The sequence below is a fragment of the Streptomyces sp. NPDC007095 genome (assembly GCF_040634475.1).
Lineage (GTDB): Bacteria > Actinomycetota > Actinomycetes > Streptomycetales > Streptomycetaceae > Streptomyces.
Window position 1 is genome coordinate 25,431 of sequence record NZ_JBEYFS010000012.1, and the last position, 20,671, is coordinate 46,101.

At 70.6% G+C, this 20,671-nt stretch carries 19 protein-coding genes and 1 pseudogene; 12 read left to right on the forward strand and 8 right to left on the reverse strand.

The genetic code is table 11. The annotated features are described in order from the left end of the window. Positions 1 to 53 precede the first annotated feature (53 nt). Complete coding sequence (locus ABZ656_RS06500) at positions 54 to 959, reverse strand: EamA family transporter (protein WP_360265177.1); 906 nt, start codon at positions 957 to 959, stop codon at positions 54 to 56. 158 nt (positions 960 to 1,117) lie between these two features. On the opposite strand from ABZ656_RS06500, the gene ABZ656_RS06505 reads away from it, so the two are divergent. Beyond that, a complete protein-coding gene (locus tag ABZ656_RS06505; protein ID WP_101408364.1) occupies positions 1,118 to 1,975 on the forward strand; it encodes a LysR family transcriptional regulator in 858 nt (285 codons plus the stop codon). Between the two features lie 496 nt (positions 1,976 to 2,471). On the opposite strand, the gene ABZ656_RS06510 is transcribed toward ABZ656_RS06505, so the two are convergent. Beyond that, positions 2,472 to 2,705: a hypothetical protein gene (locus tag ABZ656_RS06510; RefSeq protein WP_360265180.1), complete on the reverse strand. Its 234-nt coding sequence runs from the start codon at positions 2,703 to 2,705 to the stop codon at positions 2,472 to 2,474. Between the two features lie 995 nt (positions 2,706 to 3,700). Between ABZ656_RS06510 and ABZ656_RS06515 the strand changes: the two genes are divergently transcribed. The 6 genes from ABZ656_RS06515 to ABZ656_RS06540 all read left to right on the forward strand — a co-directional run bounded on the left by ABZ656_RS06515 (position 3,701) and on the right by ABZ656_RS06540 (position 9,504). Next, positions 3,701 to 4,351 (forward strand): GntR family transcriptional regulator, encoded by a 651-nt coding sequence (locus ABZ656_RS06515; protein ID WP_101406856.1) that lies wholly within the window; start codon positions 3,701 to 3,703, stop codon positions 4,349 to 4,351. A gap of 48 nt (positions 4,352 to 4,399) precedes the next feature. Then, positions 4,400 to 5,149: a PIG-L deacetylase family protein gene (locus tag ABZ656_RS06520; protein WP_101406855.1), complete on the forward strand. Its 750-nt coding sequence runs from the start codon at positions 4,400 to 4,402 to the stop codon at positions 5,147 to 5,149. Beyond that, positions 5,146 to 5,856: a 4-carboxy-4-hydroxy-2-oxoadipate aldolase/oxaloacetate decarboxylase gene (locus ABZ656_RS06525; RefSeq protein WP_101406854.1), complete on the forward strand. Its 711-nt coding sequence runs from the start codon at positions 5,146 to 5,148 to the stop codon at positions 5,854 to 5,856. The genes ABZ656_RS06520 and ABZ656_RS06525 overlap by 4 nt, the downstream gene beginning before the upstream one ends. Then, complete coding sequence (locus tag ABZ656_RS06530; RefSeq protein WP_360265185.1) at positions 5,853 to 6,941, forward strand: 4-oxalomesaconate tautomerase; 1,089 nt, start codon at positions 5,853 to 5,855, stop codon at positions 6,939 to 6,941. Before ABZ656_RS06525 ends, ABZ656_RS06530 begins: the two co-directional genes overlap by 4 nt. Before the next feature lie 10 nt (positions 6,942 to 6,951). Continuing rightward, a complete protein-coding gene (locus tag ABZ656_RS06535; protein ID WP_360265188.1) occupies positions 6,952 to 7,917 on the forward strand; it encodes a catechol 2,3-dioxygenase in 966 nt (321 codons plus the stop codon). A gap of 255 nt (positions 7,918 to 8,172) precedes the next feature. Beyond that, positions 8,173 to 9,504 (forward strand): aromatic acid/H+ symport family MFS transporter, encoded by a 1,332-nt coding sequence (locus tag ABZ656_RS06540; protein ID WP_360265191.1) that lies wholly within the window; start codon positions 8,173 to 8,175, stop codon positions 9,502 to 9,504. A gap of 183 nt (positions 9,505 to 9,687) precedes the next feature. On the opposite strand, the pseudogene ABZ656_RS06545 reads toward ABZ656_RS06540, so the two are convergent. Together ABZ656_RS06545 and ABZ656_RS06550 are read right to left on the reverse strand one after the other, a co-directional pair. Further along, positions 9,688 to 9,882 (reverse strand): annotated as a pseudogene (locus ABZ656_RS06545) (cupin domain-containing protein); the annotation flags it as partial. 301 nt (positions 9,883 to 10,183) lie between these two features. Continuing rightward, a complete protein-coding gene (locus tag ABZ656_RS06550) occupies positions 10,184 to 11,155 on the reverse strand; it encodes an alpha/beta hydrolase fold domain-containing protein (RefSeq protein WP_360265194.1) in 972 nt (323 codons plus the stop codon). A gap of 443 nt (positions 11,156 to 11,598) precedes the next feature. On the opposite strand from ABZ656_RS06550, the gene ABZ656_RS06555 reads away from it, so the two are divergent. Continuing rightward, the gene (locus tag ABZ656_RS06555) at positions 11,599 to 12,558 is read left to right on the forward strand and encodes a chlorophyllase (RefSeq protein ID WP_360265197.1); all 960 of its coding nucleotides are present in this window, start codon (positions 11,599 to 11,601) and stop codon (positions 12,556 to 12,558) included. A gap of 133 nt (positions 12,559 to 12,691) precedes the next feature. Here the strand turns inward: ABZ656_RS06555 and ABZ656_RS06560 are convergent, their stop codons facing one another. Beyond that, entirely contained in the window at positions 12,692 to 13,522 is an 831-nt protein-coding gene (locus ABZ656_RS06560; RefSeq protein ID WP_360265200.1) for a M55 family metallopeptidase, read from the reverse strand. Between the two features lie 194 nt (positions 13,523 to 13,716). On the opposite strand from ABZ656_RS06560, the gene ABZ656_RS06565 reads away from it, so the two are divergent. The 3 genes from ABZ656_RS06565 to ABZ656_RS06575 all read left to right on the forward strand — a co-directional run bounded on the left by ABZ656_RS06565 (position 13,717) and on the right by ABZ656_RS06575 (position 16,515). Next, positions 13,717 to 15,015 (forward strand): FAD-dependent oxidoreductase, encoded by a 1,299-nt coding sequence (locus ABZ656_RS06565; protein ID WP_360265203.1) that lies wholly within the window; start codon positions 13,717 to 13,719, stop codon positions 15,013 to 15,015. A gap of 117 nt (positions 15,016 to 15,132) precedes the next feature. Then, positions 15,133 to 16,029: an RNA polymerase sigma-70 factor gene (locus ABZ656_RS06570; RefSeq protein WP_360265206.1), complete on the forward strand. Its 897-nt coding sequence runs from the start codon at positions 15,133 to 15,135 to the stop codon at positions 16,027 to 16,029. A 342-nt stretch (positions 16,030 to 16,371) separates the two neighbouring features. Then, positions 16,372 to 16,515 carry a hypothetical protein gene (locus ABZ656_RS06575; RefSeq protein WP_180362659.1) on the forward strand — a complete coding sequence of 48 codons (144 nt, stop codon included), beginning with the start codon at positions 16,372 to 16,374 and terminating at the stop codon, positions 16,513 to 16,515. A gap of 422 nt (positions 16,516 to 16,937) precedes the next feature. Here ABZ656_RS06575 and ABZ656_RS06580 read toward each other — a convergent pair whose 3' ends face one another. Next, on the reverse strand, positions 16,938 to 17,708 hold the full coding sequence (locus ABZ656_RS06580) for an SDR family oxidoreductase (protein ID WP_360265210.1): 771 nt from the start codon (positions 17,706 to 17,708) through the stop codon (positions 16,938 to 16,940). A gap of 234 nt (positions 17,709 to 17,942) precedes the next feature. Between ABZ656_RS06580 and ABZ656_RS06585 the strand changes: the two genes are divergently transcribed. Further along, positions 17,943 to 18,557: a TetR/AcrR family transcriptional regulator gene (locus tag ABZ656_RS06585; RefSeq protein WP_101406844.1), complete on the forward strand. Its 615-nt coding sequence runs from the start codon at positions 17,943 to 17,945 to the stop codon at positions 18,555 to 18,557. 80 nt (positions 18,558 to 18,637) lie between these two features. On the opposite strand, the gene ABZ656_RS06590 is transcribed toward ABZ656_RS06585, so the two are convergent. Together ABZ656_RS06590 and ABZ656_RS06595 are read right to left on the reverse strand one after the other, a co-directional pair. Continuing rightward, positions 18,638 to 19,309, reverse strand: a complete 672-nt coding sequence (locus ABZ656_RS06590) for a response regulator transcription factor (protein ID WP_360265213.1) — start codon at positions 19,307 to 19,309, stop codon at positions 18,638 to 18,640. Next, the gene (locus ABZ656_RS06595; protein WP_360265216.1) at positions 19,278 to 20,582 is read right to left on the reverse strand and encodes a histidine kinase; all 1,305 of its coding nucleotides are present in this window, start codon (positions 20,580 to 20,582) and stop codon (positions 19,278 to 19,280) included. Before ABZ656_RS06595 ends, ABZ656_RS06590 begins: the two co-directional genes overlap by 32 nt. Positions 20,583 to 20,671 lie beyond the last annotated feature (89 nt).

Consider the following 20,671-nt stretch of genomic DNA (forward strand, 5'->3'; position numbering starts at 1 on the left):
TTCTTCTGGGGCAGTCCGTTGCCCGGGTGCCCGTCAGGTCCGTGAGGTGTCCGTCAACTTCGTGAAGCGAGGATGCCGAGGGCGTTGGCCGCGACGACGGCGCCGATGCCCGTCCACTCCGTCCAGTCCAGGCCCTGGCCGAGGACGATCCACCCGACCAGACCGGCCAGGACGGGATTGACGCTCATGAAGAGGCCGAAGGCCGGGGCCGGGACGCGGCGCAGGGTGAACAGGTCCGCGAGACAGGGCACCGCGGAGGACAGCACACCGGCGGCCACGGCGCAGCCGACCGCAGTCGGTGTCGGAGGGTGCCGGGCGGCGACGGCGACGCCGACCGGCAGGAACAGCACGGCGGAGAGCCCGGCGGCGGCAGCGGACCCCGCCGCGCCGGGGATACGGCGGCCGACGGTGCGGTTGAGCAGGATGTACGACGCCCAGCAGCCGGCGGCCAGCAGCCCCAGGCCCATTCCGAGGAAGTCGGCGGAGGGGCGCGGACGCATCAGCGTGACGACGCCCGCCGCGGCGATCACCGCACAGCACGCGTCCACGCGGCGGCGGGAGGCGGCCAGCGCGATGCTGAGGGGGCCGAGGAACTCGAGGGTCACCGCCAGCCCCAGTCCGATGCGGTCGATCGCCGTATATAGGGAGAGGTTCATGGCCCCGAACACCAGCGCCAGCAGCACGACCGGCCACCACTGCCCCCAGGTGAACGTCCGCGGCCGGGGACGGCCCACCGCCAGCAGGACGATCGCGGCGACGTACTGACGCACCGCGACCACGCCGACGGGGCCGAGGACGGGGAAGGCCAGGGAGCCGATAGCGGCACCGGTCTGGTTGGACAGGCCGCTGCCGACCATGATGACCACGCCGGACAGGCGCGTGCCGCCCGGCTTCGGGGCCGTGGGCGCCGGGGGAGTGCGACGCGCGGGTTCTGCCGGGCGTGCGGAAGCTGCGTGCATGTCTCGATGCTGGGAGGCCGGGGCTCTTGCGCAAAATGCATCATCCGGTCCGTCTATACGCTTGAGTCATGGATCCTTCAGCCGAGGACGCTTCCGGCAAGGGCGCTTCCGTCGGGGACGCTTCCGTCGAGGACGCGAATGTCGTGGGCGCCTCCGTCATGAATGTGGAGCTGCGGCAGTTGCGCTGTCTCGTCGCGATCGTCGACGAGGGCACCTTCACCGACGCCGCGATCGCGCTCGGGGTCTCCCAGGCCGCCGTGTCCCGCACCTTGGCCTCGCTCGAGCGCGCCCTCGGGGTGCGGCTGCTGCGGCGCACCTCCCGCGGGGTCACTCCGACGGTGACGGGACTGCGTGTGCTGGCCCATGCCCGGCGGGTACTCGGCGAGGTGGCCGACCTGGTCCAGGAGGCCACGTCGGGGCGCGTCTCGCTGCGGATCGGGTACGCCTGGTCCGCACTCGGCCGTCACACCCTGGCCTTTCAGCGCGACTGGGCGCGGGCGCATCCCGAGACGGAGCTGCGGCTCGTCCGTGTCAACTCCGCGACCGCCGGCCTTGCCGAGGGGGCCTGCGACGCGGCCGTGGTGCGCAGACCTCTGGACGACCGGCGGTTCGACTCCGCGATCGTGGGGCTGGAACGGCGGCTGTGCGCCCTGGCCGCCGACGATCCGCTGGCCGGGCGCCGCTCGGTGCGACTCGCCGACCTCGGCGGGCGCGTCCTGCTGATCGACCGCAGGACCGGCACCACTACGACGGAGCTGTTCCCGCCCGACTCCCGCCCGGTGACCAGGGAGTCCCGCGATGTCGACGAGTGGCTCACCGCGATCTCCACGGGCCGCTGTGTGGGCATGACGGCCGAGTCCACCGCACACCAGTACCCGCGCCCCGGCGTCGTCTACCGGCCGGTGCGCGACGCCGAGCCCATCGCGGTGCGGCTCGCCTGGTGGCGGGACGACCCGCACCCCGCCGCCCCCGCCGCCATCGAACTTTTGACGGGCCTTTATCGCCGAGCCGCGTAGTCGACGTCGCCGCGCGCCGTGCTGCGTCAGGGTGCGCAGGGCGATGCCGTCGTCGAAGGCCGCGACCGCCGTCACGGTCCCGTGCGCGGCGAGGAAGGCCTTCACGGCGCCGGTGCCGGCCGTCCTCGGACGGGGCACGACGAAGGAGGCCTGCGGGGCGAGCCCCAGAGTGGTCACGGTCTGCCGGGCGAGGCGCAGCCGCACTTCCGGCAACGGGGAGTCGTGGTCAGGCAATGCCATCACGGTGGAGTACGAAACTCGCGGTCGCCCGCGAGACTCCGCCGGCCGCGGCGACGTCGCTCAGCGTCACGCGCCGCGCACCGGCCATCAGCACGCCCCCATCGGTTCTGTCGCGACGGTACCGGGACCATGGACGACCGCCAGCGCAGGTCGTAGGGCCGCACGCCGAACGGCCCCGGGTCGCTGGCGCGACGCGGGACCGTTCGGAGAAGACCAGCCGTCTTCGGCGAGATGACAGGCTGTCAATCTTCAGATGTCAGTTACGACTGCTGGGGTCAGCGCCCGCCGCCGCCGTGGCCGCCACCGCCGCCGCCGTGGTCTCCACCGCCGCCGTGGTCTCCGCCACCGCCGTGGTCTCCGCCACCGCCGTGGTCTCCGCCACCGCCGTGGTCTCCACCACCGCCGTGGTCTCCACCACCGCCGTGGTCTCCACCACCGTAGTCACCGCCGCCGTAGCCGCCGTCGTCTCCGTGGTCTCCGTGGCCTCCATGGCCTCCGTCGTCGTGGTTCCAGTTGCTGCTGTAGGAGTAATCGGAGGAGTGATCCGAGTGGGAACTGGTCGCGCTGGCGATGCCAGCCGTGCCGAACGCCAGGGCCAGAGCGGCGAACAGGCTGGCGACCAGCCGGAACGTCCTAGAAGTGATGATCCGCATGGTGCTTTCCCTTCCCGGGAGCGTAGACAGGTGCCGGCTCTGCACGGCCGCGGTGACGTCGGCACCATGGAGGCACTGAGACGTTCGCGATAAGGGTCCGGTACATCGGCGTTGAGAGTGACGGGATTGCCGTCGCCGACTCGCGCGTTGATCGCGCGGCATCGGGCCCACCAGGCTGCTGAAGTGCAGCGAACCTCGCGGCGGGGCGCCCGTCCGTCTGTTGACCGACGACCGGATTGTCGTCGGTCGGGATGTAGTCGGTCGGGATGTTGAGATTGTTTGTCTCTCGCCAGGCAAAACGTATGTTTTCTGTTCAACCCATATCCAACCTACGCATATAGGGACAACGAGTCAAGCGCGGCAGGTGGGCCCTGGGGGCACGGGAAGTGGGCCGTGGTGCCGTGGGTAACTCCCTTTACTTTCTTTTGGCGTTGAGTGACTGATGCCCGCCCAGATCGGGGCTGGTCGGGGCGGTCCCGGCCGTCGCCCTCGGCTCGTGCGGCGCATGGCGCGCGCCCGGTCCGGCCCCTCCAAAGAAACGGATCCGGCGTCGAGTTGGCGCGCCCCGCGACGGATCCTCGACGGTCGTGCCCCGGGCGGCGGACGCCCCCCGGGCGTCCACTACACGAACTGCGCCCTTGTCCGGCCTGGGAGATGGGGCGGTGACGTCCCCCTGTCGAGCGGCCGTGGGGCGCTTGGGGCCGGTCAGTGCCCTGTGGTGGCGCGTGACCGGACCACCGGCGGAGCATGTCGGCAATATAGAGAACAAAATTGTTGACAATCTTGTTGGGTTCGTTTTAGGTTCGACAGGCACTCACTCAGGGAGGGCGCGATGCCGAAGGAAGCCCGTCCAGGCACCGGCGAGCAGGCCAAGCAGCACGCACTGGTGCACCTGCGGCAGGCGATCCTGCACGGCGACATGGCACCGGCCCAGCGGCTGGTGGAGAACGAACTCGCCGAGCAGTTCGGTGTCACGCGGGCCAGCGTCCGGGCGGCGCTGATCGAGCTGGAGTCGGAGGGACTGGTCGAGCGGATCCGCAACCGCGGCTCACGGGTGCGGGTGGTGACGGTCGAGGAAGCGGTGGCCATCACCGAGTGCCGCATGGTCCTGGAGGGCCTCTGCGCCGCCAAGGCGGCCGTGGAGGCGAGCGAGGACCAGCTGGAGCAGCTGGATCAGCTGGGCACGGCGATGTCCAGGGCGGTGGCGGGCGGCGAGCCGCTGGTCTACTCCCAGCTCAACCACGAACTGCACGACCGGATCAGAGAGTTCTCCGGCCAGCAGGTCGCCGTGGGGCTGCTGGAGCGGCTCAACGGGCAGCTGGTGCGCCACCGTTTCCAGCTCGCGCTGAGACCGGGGCGTCCTCAGCAGTCCCTGAGTGAGCACCTGGCCATGATCGAGACGATCAGGGCCCGGGACCCGCAGGCGGCCGAAGCGGCCGTCCGCACCCACCTCGCGGGAGTCATCGACGCGCTGCGCCAATGACGTCGCGGGGGTGGGGCATCCGGCCTGTCCACCAAGGAGATGTGAGCAATGACGCACGGCAAGGCGCCCACCACCCCACGATCGACACTTGTCATCACCGCGCATGCCGGGGACTTCGTCTGGCGGGCCGGGGGAGCCATCGCCCTGGCCGCCTCCCGTGGAGAGAAGGTGACCATCGCGTGCCTCACCTACGGGGAGCGCGGTGAGTCCGCCAAAGCCTGGCGCGAGGGCAAGTCGCTGGAGGAGATCAAGGAGATCCGCCGTGCCGAGGCCGAGGCGGCGGCCTCGACCCTGGGCGCCCGGGTGCGCTTCCTCGACGCCGGCGACTACCCTCTGCTCGCCACTCAGGAACTGACCGACCAGCTCGTGCGGATCTACCGCGACACCCAGCCCGACGTGGTCCTGACCCACCCCCTGGACGATCCCTACAACGGCGACCATCCTGCGGCCGCCCGCATGGCCCTGGACGCCCGTGTCCTCGCCCAGGCCATCGGCTACCCCTCCGAGGGCGAGATCATCGGAGCCCCGCCGGTGTTCTTCTTCGAGCCGCACCAGCCGGAGATGTGCGGCTTCCGGCCCGAGGTCCTCCTCGACATCACCCCGGTCTGGGAGACCAAGCGCAAGGCCATGGAGTGCCTCGCCGCCCAGCAGCACCTGTGGGACTACTACACCGACCTGGGCAAGCGGCGCGGCGTACAGCTCAAGCGCAACGCGGGTCCCAACCTCGGCCTGCCCCACGCCACCTACGGCGAGGCGTACATGCGTCCTTACCCGCAGGTCACGGAGGAGCTGGCATGAGCGGCCTGATCGTCACCAACCCGCCGCGCGCCCACGCCGAGGACGTCGAGACACTCGGCGGCTACGGTGTGGCCACCGTCCACGAGGGCATGGGCCGCACCGGCAGTCTCGGCCCCGGGTTCCGGCCCATCCAGCAGGACGTGCGCATCGCGGGCACGGCGGTCACCGCCCTGTGCTGGCCCGGCGACAACCTCATGATCCACGCGGCCGTCGAGCAGTGCCGCGAGGGCGACATCCTCGTCGTCACCACCACCTCGCCCTCCACCGACGGCATGTTCGGCGACCTCTTCGCCACCGCGCTCCGGTACCGCGGGGTGCGCGGCCTGATCATCGACGCCGGGGTGCGCGACACCGCCGACCTGCGTGCCATGGGCTTCCCCGTCTGGTCGAGTGCCGTCTGCGCCCAGGGCACGGTCAAGGCCACGGCCGGCTCGGTGAACGTACCCGTCGTGCTCGGCGGACAGGTCGTCCGCCCCGGTGACGTCATCGTCGCCGACGACGACGGCGTGGTGTGCGTACCCCGCGAGCAGGCCGGTACGGCCGTCAAGGCGGCCGAGGCGCGCACGGCCAAGGAGGACGCCTCCCGGGCCGCCTTCGCCGAGGGCCAGTTGGGCCTGGACCGCTACGGCCTGCGCGAGACCCTCGAACGGCTCGGGGTGCGGTACCAGGCCTACGACGAGTACGCGCGGAACGGTTCCGTGTCATGAGCACCGGCGAGGAGCTGCGCTGCATGCTGATGCGCGGTGGGACCTCGAAGGGCGCCTACTTCCTTGCCGAGGACCTGCCGGCCGACGCCGGGGCGCGTGACGACCTGCTGTTGCGGGTCATGGGCAGCCCGGACCCCCGGCAGATCGACGGACTCGGCGGAGCGCACCCGCTCACCAGCAAGGTCGCGGTGGTCTCCCGCTCCCAGAGCCCCGACGCGGAGGTCGACTACCTCTTCCTCCAGGTGGGGGTGGACCGGGCCGAGGTCTCCGACCGGCAGAACTGCGGCAACCTCCTGGCGGGTGTCGGCCCGTTCGCCGTCGAACGCGGTCTGGTCGCCGCCCGGGACGGGCACACCTCGGTACGGATCCGGATGGTCAACGGCGGTGACCATGCCACCGCCACCTTCCCCACGCCGGACCGGCGCGTCTCCTACGCGGGGCCGGCCGAGATCTCGGGCGTGCCGGGCACCGCCGCACCCGTGGTGATCGAGTTCGAGCGGGGCAGCAGCCCCCTGCTGCCCACCGGGCACGCCCGGGACATCGTCGCGGACACGCCGGTGACCTGCGTGGACAACGGCATGCCGACCGTGCTGATCGCCGCCTCCTCCCTGCAGGTCACCGGCTACGAAAGGCCGCGGGACCTGGAGGAGGACCTGACCCTGCACGACCGGCTCCAGCGGATCCGCCTGGAGGCGGGCCTGCTGATGGGCCTGGGCGACGTCAGCGAGACGACCGTGCCCAAGCTCAGCCTGCTGGCACCGCCCACGAACGGCGGCGCGGTCATGACCCGCACCTTCATCCCGGTCCGCTGCCACACCGCCATCGGCGTCCTGGGAGCCGCAAGTGTCGCCGCCGGGCTGCGCGTCCACGGCGGCGTCGGCCAGGACGTCGCCCGTCTGCCCGAGAACGGCGGACGGCTGCGCATCGAGCATCCCACCGGATTCCTCGACATCGAGAGCGAGATCGACGACGGCACTTCGGGGACCGCCCCCATGGCCCGCCGCACCGCCGTCGTCCGCACCGCACGCAAGATCTTCGACGGTACGGTCTTCCCCCGGCCGGCCGGAGCCGCACTCCACCCTTAAGGAGGCCTGTATGGCCCCGCCCCTCGGCGACATCGCCCACCTCGGGCACGTCGAACTGCTCACCCCGGACCTGGACGGAAGTCTGCGGTTCTTCACCGACTACCTCGGTCTGACGGTCAACGGCCGCGGCGGTGACTCGGTCTATCTGCGGACCTGGGACGACTACGAGCACCACAGCCTCGTCCTCACCGCGCACAAGACCTCAGGCCTGCGCCGCACGGCCCTGCGCGCCTCCAGCGAGGAGGCCCTGCAGCGGAGGGTCAAGGAACTGGAGGCCGCCGGCCACCAGGGCCGCTGGACCGAGGACGAGCCGGGCCTCGGCCCGCTTTACGTCACCGCCGACCCCGACGGCCACGAACTGGCCCTGTACTGGGAGTCCGAGTGGTATCGGGCCCCGGACGAACTGAAGCCGGGGCTGAAGAACCAGCCCCAGGCCAAGCCCGGTCACGGTGTGGGCGTACGCCGCCTGGACCACGTGAACTACCTGGCCGCCGACGTCGCCGCCAACGCCGACTTCCACCAGCACCTCCTGGGCGCCCGGCCGACCGAGCAGATCCAGCTCGACGGCGGCCGGATCTCCGCGAAGTGGCTGACGTTCACGAACAAGTCGTACGACGTCGTCTACACCGAGGACTGGACGGGCTCGCGCGGGCGGCTGCACCACATCGCGTTCGCGACCGACACCCGCGAGGACATCCTGCGCGCCGCCGATCTCGCCCTCGACACCGGTGTGTTCATCGAGACGGGCCCGCACAAGCACGCCATCCAGCAGACGTTCTTCCTGTATGTCTACGAGCCGGGCGGCAACCGCATCGAGCTGTGCAACCCGCTCACCCGTCTCGTACTGGCCCCCGACTGGCCCCTGATCACGTGGACCCAGGCCGAGCGGGCCAAGGGACAGGCGTGGGGTCTGAAGACCATCGAGTCCTTCCACACCCATGGCACACCGCCGGTGGACCCGCACGCGGACCACTGAGAACAAGTCAGCGAAACAGGCAGGGGGGCACCCGGCTGTGTGCCGCCCATGGCCGTTTCACCTGCTGTTTTACCTCTGCTGCAGCCTCTCCGAACACCTGGCTGGATTGTTGCTGAGATTGTTGACAAAAGCGTTGACACTTGGGGAACCGGAACCTTAGCGTCGTGCGCACCATCGGGTCAGCCGCTCGAGCCGCACCGACCCGCCTCACTCATCCCCTCCAGGGACACTTCTCCCGGACGAGAGGAAACAAAGATGTCTCCCTCCCCAGACCTGCGCGCCCGTGGGACCGCACTGGCCACGCTGGTCGTCGGCCTGTGCTGGCTGGTCGTGCTCTTCGACGGCCTCGACATGTTCGTCTACGGCTCCGTGCTGCCCAACATGCTCGCCGAGCACGCCCTGGGGCTCCAGCCGTCCCAGGCCGGCGACCTCGGCAGCTACGCCACCTTCGGGATGCTGATCGGCGCGCTGTCCGCGGGTACGGTCACCGACTGGATCGGCCGCAAGAAGGTGATCATCACCTGCACGGCGGTCTTCTCGCTCGCGTCCGCCCTCTGCGCCGTCGCCCCCAGCCTCGGTGTCTTCGGACTCGGCCGGTTCATCGTGGGTCTCGGCCTCGGCGGTCTGCTCCCCACCACGATCACGATGGTCGCCGAGTACGCCCCGCGCGGCCGCCGCGCCCTGATCGTCGGCACGCTGATGACCGCCCACCAGGCCGGCGGCATCCTCGCGGGCTTCGTCGGCCTGTGGACCACCGGCGCCGGCCAGTGGCGCGTCGCCTACTGGATCTGCGTGGTCCCGCTGCTCATCGGCGTCCCGCTGATCGTCAAGTACCTCCCCGAGTCACTGAACTTCCTGATCGCCAAGGGACGTACACGGGAAGCCCGCGAGCTCGCCGATCGCTACGACGTCGAACTGCCCGCCCCCGCGGCGGAGCGCCCCGCGGCCGGGGAACGCTGGAGCGCCGTCATCGCCCTGTTCCGCGGTGGCCTGTGGCGCACCACGCTACTGTTCTGGCTGGCCTCGTTCTGCGGCCTCCTGCTCGTCTACGGCGTCAGCAACTGGCTGCCCACCATGATGCGCGGCGCGGGCTACGAGCTCGGCTCCTCGCTGTCCTTCGTCATCGTCATCAACCTCGGCGGCATCGCCGGCATGCTGATCGCCGGCCGCTTCTCCGACCACTTCGGCGGTGCGCGCGTCGCCACCGTCTGGTTCGCGGCCACCGCCCTCGGCGTCTATCTGCTGGGCATCCACATGGCTTTGCCGCTCACCTACGTCGTGGTCTTCCTGACCGGCCTGTTCCTCTTCAGCGCGCAGGCCATGATCTACGCGACGGTGGCGGGCCGCTCCAGCGACGACAGCCGCGCCACCGCCGTGGGCTGGGTGTCCGGCATCGGCCGCTTCGGCGCCGTGTTCGGACCGTGGCTCGGCGGCCGGCTCGTCGCGGCCAAGTCCGAGAGCTGGGGCTTCACGGCGTTCGCCATCGCCGCCGTGCTCGCCACGGTCTTCGTCGCCCTCACCGGCCTGCGCGGCCCGCAGCAGACCCCGCGGCCCGACGCCGCCCAGCAGCTGGCCACCACCGGCTGACCGCGACGACATGCCTGAGGCCGGGACCTGGCGGGGCCCGGCCTCAGGCATGTCCGGATCAGATACGAACAGCGGCATCCATGGCCCTTCTCGGCCCATCTGGTCCTGTGCCGACAGGTGTTCCACCGTCCCCCCGGTCTCGGTGAACGTACGCGTGACCGTGCCCGGCGTGTGCACCCACAGGATGCGCAGCGGGCGGTCGCCGATGTTGCGGAACAGATGGGGGACGGGCGACGGCACGTACGTGATGTCGAACCGCTCCAGCTTCGTCACCTCGCCGTCGACCACCACCTCCGCCTCGCCGTCGAGGATCGTCACGTGCTCGTCGCAGTTGTGCGAGTGCAACGGAGCCCCGGAGCCGACCGGATAGGCGCTCATGCCGCTGGTGATGCGGTTCTCTCCGGCCGCCGAGCGCGTGGTGATCAGCGGCGTCGTCACGACGGCACCACCGGTGTGCGGCGTGCCGAGAAGGGGGTACCCGTGACGGCGAAGGTGTGGCGTGAACTGACGCAGAACGCGGACAAGTTGGGCATCACGCCACCCGAGGCCCGCTCGCCGGGCTGACAGTCACCTCCATGGAGAGGGGGATGGAGGAGCGGGTGGTCGGGGCGTCCGGCGTGCGGCGGGCGCCTCGTCCGCCCTGGGCTCCGCCCGCTCGACCGCCCCCGAGCCGCCTTGCTCACCCGGCGTGCGGTGCGGCTCGACCGGCCTCGGGGGACTCGGGGTTGAGGGCCCGCCGCACATGACGGGCGATCACGGCGTAGGTCTCCAGGGCCTTCTTGTCGTCCTTGCCGTCGTACCCGTGATCGGCCCCGAGCACGTCGTGGTGCTCGACGAGGGCGCCCGCCCGCTGAAGACGCTCGGCGTAGCGCACGCCTTCCGCCTTGAGGAGGTCGTACTCCGCCGTGACGACCAGAGCCGGGGCGATTCCCTTGAGGTCGGCGGTGTCGGCCGCGCCCGCGGGGGACACCAGTCGGTCGGCGCGCTCGCGCGGGTCCGGGACGTACGAGCTGTCGAAGATCTCTCCCATCCACGGGCGCAGCACCGGCTTGGCGATGGCGGCGCGCTTGTCCCGGGCGCTCGTCGCGAGGTCCAACGGCGGGTAGTGCAGGACCTGCAGGGCGATACCGGGCCCGCCCTCCTCGAGTGCCTGGCGTGCGACGGCCGCCGCGAGACCGCCTCCGGCGCTCTGTCCGCCCACGGACAGGCGGCTGCCGTCCCAGCCGTGCTCGCTGCCGTGCTCGGCTATCCACCGGACGACCTCGAAGGCCTGCCGGGGCGGGGCGGGGAAAGGGTGTTGCGGGGCCACGACGTAGTCGACGTTGACCACGGCCACCCCCGCCTCGGCGGCGAGGAAACGGCAGAACGGATCGTCGATCTCCGTCAGCGGCATCACGTACCCGCCACCGTGGAAGTTGACGTGAACCGGCGGCGGCGGACCCTCAGACGTCGGCAGGTACACCACAACCCGGGCCGGAGCGACCGAGGTCGGGACCGTCAACTCGCGTACGGAGCGCGGGAACTCGGGGAAGCGGCCGTGTGAGGCGGCCGCCGAACCGCGGCCGCTCGGGCGCCGGTCTGCCGCCACGGCGAGGCGCTGTATCGACTTGGCGGCGAAGGAGGCCACTCCGGGCCGGGCAAGGAGAGACATGCGGTTCCGATCGTCGAGCCGTGCCGCCAATCAACAGGATTCCTGGCAATTGGTGGGGCGATGCTAACACGGGCACCCGCGCCTTCTCAGGTGCTTGCAAGGGTTGCCTGAACCGGTCCGGATCGACGCCGGGTGATGCGCTCCTCGCGCTCTGGACCGTCAGGTCGGCGTTCGTGCGCCGCGTCGGCCGGTTGGTCCCCGCTCGCCTCGCGAACCTTCCGGCGTCGGGAGCGCGCCGCCGTCCCCGGTCGGTATCGGCGGGGGTCGCGGTCGCCTCCGGCCGGCGGCCGTTGACAAAGCGGAACGTCGCTCCGTATGTTAATCGGAACAACGCTCCGCTTGATGTGGAGTTGAAGCCGGACTCCGCTGACCGGGCCCGACCGCCTCACCGGCCGTCAGCCGATGAGACCGGCAGCTCAGGTCATTGAAGGGAAATACGCATCATGAGTGAATCGACTTACCCGACCCACACCTTCACTCCGCCCACTCCAGTCCTGTCGGTCAGCCCCGTGGCGCTGCCGGCTCCCGGCCGAGGCGTGGACCTGGAGGTGCGCGTCTCCGCGCCCGTGACCGGGAGCGACCTGCCGGTCATCCTCCTCTCGCACGGTCAGGGCTTCTCGAACCACCTCTCCTCGCTGAACGGCTACGCCCCCCTCGCCAACTTCTGGGCGGCGCACGGCTTCGTCGTGATCCAGCCCACCCATCTGAGTTCGAGGACGCTGAGCCTGGATCCCGGTACGCCCGGGGCGCCTATGCACTGGCGATCACGGGCCGAGGACATGAAGCGCATCCTCGACCGACTCGACGTGATCGAGGCCGCCGTCCCGCAGCTCCTCGGGCGCCTGGACCACAGCAAGGTCGCCGTGGCCGGGCACTCGATGGGCGGGCACACCGCGAGCCTGCTGCTCGGCGCCCGGCTCACCGATCCGGACGACGGAACGGAAGTGAACCTGGCCGAGCCCCGAATCAAGGCCGGTGTACTGCTTGCCGCGCCCGGCAGAGGCGGCGATGCCGTCACCGAGTTCGTGGCCGAGAACTATTCATTCTTCTTGACCACGGACTTCTCCGAGATGACGACGCCCACGCTCGTGGTCGCCGGCGACAAGGACGCCTCCGACCACCTGACGGTCCGGGGCCCGGACTGGCACGCCGATCCGTACTTCCTCTCCCCGGGCCGCAAGTCCCTGCTCACCCTGTTCGACGCGGAGCACGGGCTCGGCGGGGTTTCCGGATACGACGTCGCCGAGACCACGGACGAGAACCCCGAGCGAGTGTCCGCGGTCCAGCGGCTCACCTGGGCCTACCTCCGCACCGAGCTCTACCCCGGGGATTCCGCTTGGCAGGCGGCGCGTGACGCGCTGACGAGCGATCCCAACCCGCTCGGACGAGTCGAATCCAAGTAAGCCGAAGAGGCGTCAACTCTGCGGCGGACCGACGGCACGAGACGGTCACGCTCGCCGGAGGCTTCAGATCGGATCGCGGCTCTGGGGTCAGGGGCGATCTGGGTGCAGGGCAGCCCGGGGCGGCCACCAAGGGTCAGCAGTACGGCGGCTGGTTGGTGAGGGAAGCCGCGACTCGCATCCACACTCCGAACAGCCGGTAGAGGCTGGGCAGAGCGCCCTGCGCCTGGACGGTCCGCGTGTCCGTCGAGGTGACCCCTGGAATTCCCAGGAGGGTGGAGGCCACTGAAGCCGACTGCCAGCGGACGGCGAGCGTGGACGGGCCCGTTGGGGCCACTGTGGCCGGTCGTTGTGCGGAGAGACTGGCGGCGACCGCCTCCTCGATCGCCGAACGTGCCTCCTCGGCAGGCCGCAGATCCGCCGCGAATCTGTCCCGCGCATTCTTCACGGCCACGGTGGTGACAGAGGCGTCCCATTCGGCCATCTCCGCGCAGGCACAGTCGTCACCGGTGAGGACCACCATCGGAACGCCGATGGCCGCGGCGGTGGCGTGGGCCAGGCCGATCTCGCCCACCGGCCGGCCGTCCAGCCACATGTCTTCGATCTCGTGGCCCATAAAACTGTGGCTCAGTACCCCGAGTGTGCCGGCCTTCGAGTGATAGCCGACGCAGACCATGGCGTCGTGCTCGGGCGAGAGGCCTTCGAGCATGAGCATGTGCTTGGGCTTGCCGCGGATGAGGCGGGCCGCCGGGTGCAGGGCCTCGGGAAGGATGTTGCGCATCGGTCCGTGAGCATCGTTGACGGTGATGTCGGTGGCGCCGGCCGCGAGGGCACCCCGGATCGCGGCGTTTACGTCCTCAGCCATCATCAACCGTCCGCGCTCGTAGTCCCGGCCGCCGGGCTGCACATCGTCGGCGTCGACGAGCCCCGTGACGCCCTCCATGTCCACGCTGATGTAGATCCGCACTGCGCAAACTCCTCAAGCTTGATCGCTTAGGAGACGACTGCCACTCCTCCTTCGGTTCCGCTGGGCGCGATGGCCTGCGTCACGGTGTGGAGGAGAGCGCGGACGTTCCTGTGGAGTGACCTGCCTCACACGCTGTCACAGCTATCGATCCCGCGGTGTCTTGAGGCCGAACCCCCAGAAACGAAGGAGACACCATGATGGAGAACACCGATGTGGTCGTGATCGGCGGCGGATACGCCGGCGTCATGGCGGCCAATCGCCTGACGCAGCGCGACGACGTGACAGTGACTCTGATCAACCCGCGCCGGACCTTCGTCGAGCGGATCCGCCTGCACCAACTGGTGGGCGGGTCCGACGACGCGGTCGTCGACTACCGCAAGGTTCTGGGCGAGCGTGTCCGGCTGGTGGTCGGCACCGTGACCCGGATCGACGCGGCCGAGCGCAGCGTGACGTTGGCGACCGGCGCCACGGTCGGCTACGGCTACCTGGTCTACGCGGTGGGCAGTGGCAGCGCCGACCCGCAGGTGCCCGGGGCGGCCGAGTTCGCCTACCCGATCGCCGGCCTGGAACAGGCGCAGCGGCTGCGGACGGTCGTCGACGCCGCGCCCGCAACGGCCGCGGTGACCGTTGTCGGCGCCGGTGCGACCGGTATCGAGACCGCCGCCGAGCTGGCGGAGGAGGGCCACACCGTGACCCTGGTCTGCGGCGGGGTGCTCGGCCCCTCCCTGCACCCTCGGGGCCGACGCTCGGTCGCCAAGCGGCTGGTCGGACTCGGTGTGACCGTGCTCGAAGGCCCCGACGCGAAGGTGACAGCGGTGACTCGCGATGCCGTACGGCTCGGTGGCGGCCGCGAGCTGCCGAGCGAGGTGACCATCTGGGCCGCCGGATTCGGTGTTCCGGACCTGGCCGCGCGCAGCGGACTGAGCACCGATGCCTTGGGCCGCCTGCTCACGGACGAGACCTTGACGAGCGTGGACGACGTGCGCATCGTCGCGGCCGGGGACTCGGCGGCACCGTCGGACCTGCCGTACCGGATGAGCTGCCAGGCCGCGGTTCAGCTGGGCCCGCAGGCCGCCGAGACAGTGCTCAGCCGACTCGCGGGTGAGCAGCCCGCGCCCATCGACGTGGGGTTCGTCAGCCAGTGCATCAGTCTGGGCCGTCGCGCCGGCGTCGTTCAGCTCACCGGCAGGGATGACACCGCGAAGAGGTTCTACTTCGGCGGCCGTCCGGGCGCGAAGATCAAGGAGCTCATTTGCAAGGGCATCCCCTGGCAGCTGGCGTACGAGGCACGCAAGCCCGGCTCGCGCACCTGGTGGACCAAGGACGCCAAGCGCCGGCAACTGCTGCAGACCAGGCGTGGCGAGGCGCGGGCCACCGCCGACCGGGCAGCCCGGCGGGCCACTCGTGGCCGGCCCGGTCGAGCGTCGACGGATCCGGCCCGCGTGTCGTGCGACGACGCGCCCGTCGAACGCCCCCGGCCCCAAGCCGCCTGATCACAACTCAACAGATCCAGGGGTATGGACAATTGATCAAGAGAAGGATCTTGCTGTGGATGCGCGCTTGAAGGACTTCGGCGACCGGGGCCGGCCGCGAAGGAGAAGGGCCGAGATGTGAGCGACCACGTCACCGACACGGCGACCGAGACTTTCGTCGCCCACCGCAACCTGCTCTTCACCGTGGCGTACGAGATGCTCGGATCGGCCGCCGACGCCGAAGACGTCCTCCAGGAAACCTGGCTGCGTTGGGTCAAGGTGGACTTGGGGCCGGTACGCGACCCGCGCGCCTACCTGGTCCGGATCACGACCCGGCAGTCGCTCAACCGGCTGCGCACAATGAGTCGCCGCAAGGAGGTGTATGTCGGCCCCTGGCTGCCAGAACCGCTGCTCACCACGCCGGACGTGGCCGAGGACATCGAACTCGCCGAGAGTGTGTCGATGGCGATGATGCTCGTCCTCGAGACACTGTCGCCGACCGAGCGCGCGGTCTTCGTGCTGCGCGAGGCCTTCGACGTCAGCTACGACGAGATCGCGGCCGCCCTCGACAAGACCCCCGCGGCCGTCCGCCAGATCGCGCATCGTGCACGCCGGCACGTCGATGCCCGCCGTCCCCGCGAGGTGGTCTCCCCGGGCAGGATCCGGGCGGCTCTGGAGTCGTTCCAGCGTGCGTTCGAATCCAGGGACCTGCAAGGCCTCCTGGACGTGCTCGCCCCCGAGGTCGTCCTGGTGAGCGACGGCGGCGGCGTCAAGCAGGCCGCGCTGCGGCCGATCAGCGGCGCCGAGAAGGTGGTCCGCTTCATCGTCGGCGGGACCGGCAAGACCGAAGGCACGCTCACCAGTGACCCTGCCGTGGTCAATGGCAGCCCGGCACTCGTCCTACGCCTGGACGGCGAGGTCGACGGCATCATGGCGATCCGTGTCGAAGACGCCCGCATCACCGGCCTCTACTACGTCCGCAATCCCGAGAAACTGACCCGCGTCGCAGCCGAGACCCCGCTCACCCTGAGATGAATACCGGTGAACACCCGGCACGGGGTCGCGAGTCCGAGTCCCCGACGGGCCCTCCACCGAGGTCGTCGCCGCGGCCGGTGACGCGGTGCGGCGGAGCGGATGCGCGTGCACCAGTACGTCGACGACACACCGGTCGCGCACCGCGCGCACGATCGGCGAGCGGGACCGGGCCGGATGCTCGTTCCGCATCGCCGTCAGCCGATCTTGTCCGCACTGACAGGTAGGTCTGACGGGTGACCTTGCCCGTGCCGGCCCCCGCCGTCCACACGAAGGTGTACGTCGTTCGCCCACGCGGCCCGCTTCTCCAACTCCTCGGCATCGTGGTCGGTTGACGTTCGGTGCGTGCCGGGTCAGCCGCTGATCCAGCCCGGGATCGTGGGCCGTACCATCTCGGCGACGCTGAGCAGCGCCGCGTCGTCGGGCACGACGGAGTCCTGGCGCCAGACGGCGATCTCGTCGGAGCCGCCGCCGTCCTTCGGGTCCTGAGCGACCAGCAGGCTGCGGGCGATGCCGCCAGGGCCGCGGTCTTGCCGTCGCCGTTGAAGCTGATGGCGATGGTCCGGTCCGAGCAGGGGACCGCCGGGTGTCCCGGGATCGTTCTGTTCCGCGCGGTGTTTCAGGGTCGTCGAAGCACGCCTCCGGAGCCCAGCTGTGCACGACGCCGAACATTTGTCCGCCGTGCGTGCCGGGCCCGACCGGGCCTGGGACGTGCCCGACCAAGCGCGCGTCTGCCCACCGTGGGCGGTAGTGCGCCATTGACCGATGCCCTGAGCTGAAGCGCGTGTTCAGCCTCGTGCGTCTCAGCCGTGGACGTACGTCGGGACCGTCCTCGGCCAGGACTTCGCGAGGACCCTCTTCGAATGGACCGCCTCCTTGCCGTGGGGTGAGGGGAAGCGGCGTGCGGTGACTCACGCGGCGATGACGGCGGCACCCACGCGGCCACCGTCGACGTCCACCACCGATCCGTGGACGAAGGAGGCCTCGTCACCGGCCAGCCAGACAGCGGCGCGCGCGATGGCGTCCGGGCTGCCGACCTCGCCGGCCGGGGTCCCCTTCATCATGATCTCGCCGGGGTGCGGTTCGCTCCCTTCCGTGGTGCGGGGGAGGATCACGCCCGGTGAGATGGCGTTCACCCGCACTCCCAGCGGTCCGAACTCCGCGGCCCATGCCCGGGTGAGGGTTTCCATGGCCCCCTTGGTGGAGCTGTAGAGCGCGCCGACCGGAATACCCAGGCGCGCGACCCATGACCCGAGATTGATGATGCTGCCGCCGCCGGCCTTCGCCATGTCCGGTACGACGGCGGCGGTCAGGAAGAACGGTGCCTTGACGTTCACCGCGTAGACCCGGTCGAAGGTCTCCTCGTCCGTGGCGGTGGTCGCGGCGCCCGGGTAGATGCCGGCGTTGTTGACCAGGATGTCTATACGTCCGTCCAGGGACCTACGTGCCCGCTCGGCCAGGTCCTGGGAGGCCGCGGCGCTGCCGTCGAGATCCGCCACGAGGAAATCGGCCCGCCCGCCGGCGGCGCGGATGCCCTCGACGACCCGGGCCGCCCGCTTCCGATCGCGGCCCGACACGATGACATGGGCCCCCTCGGCGGCGAACGCCTCGGCGATCGCCCGCCCGATGTTGCTCGTCGATCCCGTGACGAGCGCGGTCTTGTCGTGCAGTCGTTCACCCATGATGTGGTCCCTCGTCCCGCTCTCCGCGGCCGGGAAGCCCGACCGGCTCAGTACGTGCGGTCCACCAGTGGGCTGAACCGCGCGATCCACTGTGCATCGGCAAAAATGGACCATCAAGTCCAGTCCGGGCTCCTGGAACGCGTAAAATGGACCCTTCAGTCCAGTAAGTCGGTCCAGTAAGTCAGTCCGGTGCGTCGGTCCAGCACGCCGGTCCAGGGATGGAGGGAGCGCGCCATGTCGCACGCGCCGACCGCGAAAGGCCGGGCCACGCGGGCCCGCATCATCGAGGGTGCCGCCGAGGTGCTCCGCGAAAGAGGTGTCGCCTTCACCACGCTCGACGACATCCGCGCCCGGACCGGCACGAGCAAGAGCCAGCTCTTTCACTATTTCCCCGAAGGCAAGGACGAGCTACTGCTGGCGGTGGCGCAGTTCGAGGCGGACCGTGTGCTGGAGGACCAGCAGCCGCATCTGGGAAGACTGGACTCCTGGGAGTCCTGGTACCAGTGGCGGGACGCTGTCGTGGAGCGCTATGAACGTCAGGGTGATCAGTGCCCGTTGGGGTCCCTGTTCCTCCAGGTCGGGCGGGCCCGGCCGGGCGCACGGGCCATCGTGTCCGAGCTGATGCGTCAGTGGCAGGAGCAACTCGCCCAGGGCATGCGTGCGCTCCGGGCGCGTGGCCTGGTGTCGCCCACCCTCGACGTCGACACGACCGCCGCCGCACTGCTGGCCGGAGTCCAGGGAGGTGTGTCGGTGATGATGTCCACGGGCGAGTCGACCCATCTGAAGGCCGCGCTCGACACCGGTATCGAGTACCTGCGCGTGACGGCGGACCGGGACAGCACACGCTGACCGTGGCGCTCCCCGTGCCCGCGATCGGTGATCACAGGCGTGCCTTGTGACAGCCAGGCGCCCGCCCCACGTGGACCCCGTCAGGACGTTCCGCGCGGGACGACCAGGCCGCAGTCGTACGCCAGGATCACGGCCTGGACGCGGTCGCGCAGCTGGTACTTCTCCAGGATGTGGGCGACGTGCGTCTTGACCGTGGTCTCGCCCACGCCGAGTTCGAGCGCGATCTCCGCGTTGGACAGACCGCGGGTGAGGGCGCGCAGCACGTCGAGTTCGCGCCCGGTCAGGGCGTCGAGCTTCGTCGGCACGGTCGGCGTCGTGGGCGAAGCGAGGTGGGCGAAGCGGTCCAGCAGCCGGTGGGTGACGCGCGGGGAGAGCACGGCCTCACCGTCGGCCACCGTACGGATGGCGCCCACCAGGGAGTCGGCGGGACCGTCCTTGACCAGGAAGCCGCTGGCCCCGGCGCGCAGGGCGTCCACGACGTGCGCGTCCAGGTCGAAGGTGGTGAGGATGACGATCCGGCTGGGCGAACCCGCCTGCACGATCCGGCGGGTGGCCTCCACACCGTCCATGTGCGGCATCCGGATGTCCATCAGGACGACGTCCGGGGCGAGGGCCTGGGCGCTCTCGACGGCGGCCGCGCCGTCCGACGCCTCGCCGACGACGACGATGTCCGGCTCGGCCTCGAGGATGAGCCGGAATCCCGTCCGGATCATGGGCTGGTCATCGACCAGCAGGACGCGGATGGATCGCATGCGGGGAGTGCCCTTCGTGCTGGGGGTCGGGATGGGGGGAGGGGAGCGGGACGACCGCGTGGACGCAGTAACCGCCGCCCGGTCGGTTGCCGGTGTGCAGGGAGCCGCCCACGGCGCCGATGCGCTCCCGCATACCGACCAGACCGTGACCGGAACCCCTCACCGGGGTGGGCGGCCGCAATGTCTCACCGCCCTGCCGCGGCCCGTCGTCGCAGAGCCGCAGCGTGAGCCGGTGCCGCTCCGGCTCCCAGGCGACGGTCAGCGCTGTGTGCGTGTGACCGGCGTGCTTGAGGGTGTTGGTGAGGGCTTCCTGTACGACGCGGTAGACGGCGAGTTGTGAACCGGCCGGGAGCTCGGCGGGGGTTCCCCTGGTATCGAACTCGACCTGGAGACCGGCGGCGCGCACCGACTCCACGAGCGCCGGCAGGGCGTCGATGGTGGGCTGGGGCGGTTCCTTGTTCGGGTCGCTCTCCGCCTCCTCGTCGGTCCGCAGCACGTCAAGGAGCCTGCGCAGCTCGGTGACCGTGGCCCGTCCCGTCTCCTCGACGGTGCCGTGCAGTTCGTGGGCCTTGGCGCTGTCGCGGTCCTGGACCCGGTCGGCGGCGATGGTCTGCACGACCATGAGACTGACGTTGTGGGCGACGATGTCGTGCAACTCGCGGGCGATCCTGGCCCGTTCCTCCATCACGGCGGCGCGTGCGGTGGCGACCTGTTCGCGTTCGATCGCCGCGGCCCGTTCCAGCGCCTGGTTCTGGATGGCGGCGCGCGCCCTGGAGAGCCGGCCCAGCGCCCACGCGGCGACCAGCAGCACCGTCTCGGTCAGGAGGGTCGTGACACGGTGCCCGGCCGGCGCCAGCAGCGACTCGGTGACGGCCGCGGCCGGGATGAGCACCGCCACGACCAGGGTCGCCGTACGGGGAGTGGACCGTACGGCGGTGAGGAACACGCCCGTGGCCACGCCCACGTAGGTCGGTCCGACGGAGGTGCCCTGGGGCCCGGAGAGCTGCGGGATGTAGTGGAGGCCCTGGAGCGAGGCGGCCGCCGCCGACATCACCAGCAGCGCGGGCAGCGGAAACCGTCGGTGGACGGCGAGCGGCAGCGCGGACACCAGCACGAGCACCACGAACCAGGCGTCCGGCCACCGCAGTTCGGGCCCGCCGGGCGGGATCGCCAGCGGCGTGGCCGCGCATCCGGCGATGAGCAGCAGGGCCAGACCCGCGTCGGTGACGGCCGGGGGCACACGGCGCCCGGCGAACGAGTCCATCAGGTCCATGCGCCCCACGTTAGACGGCTCACCCGGCGCCCTGATCTGCCCAGGGGGTGAGAGCGCACGGCCGGTCTCCTCCGCGGCGGCATCCTCCG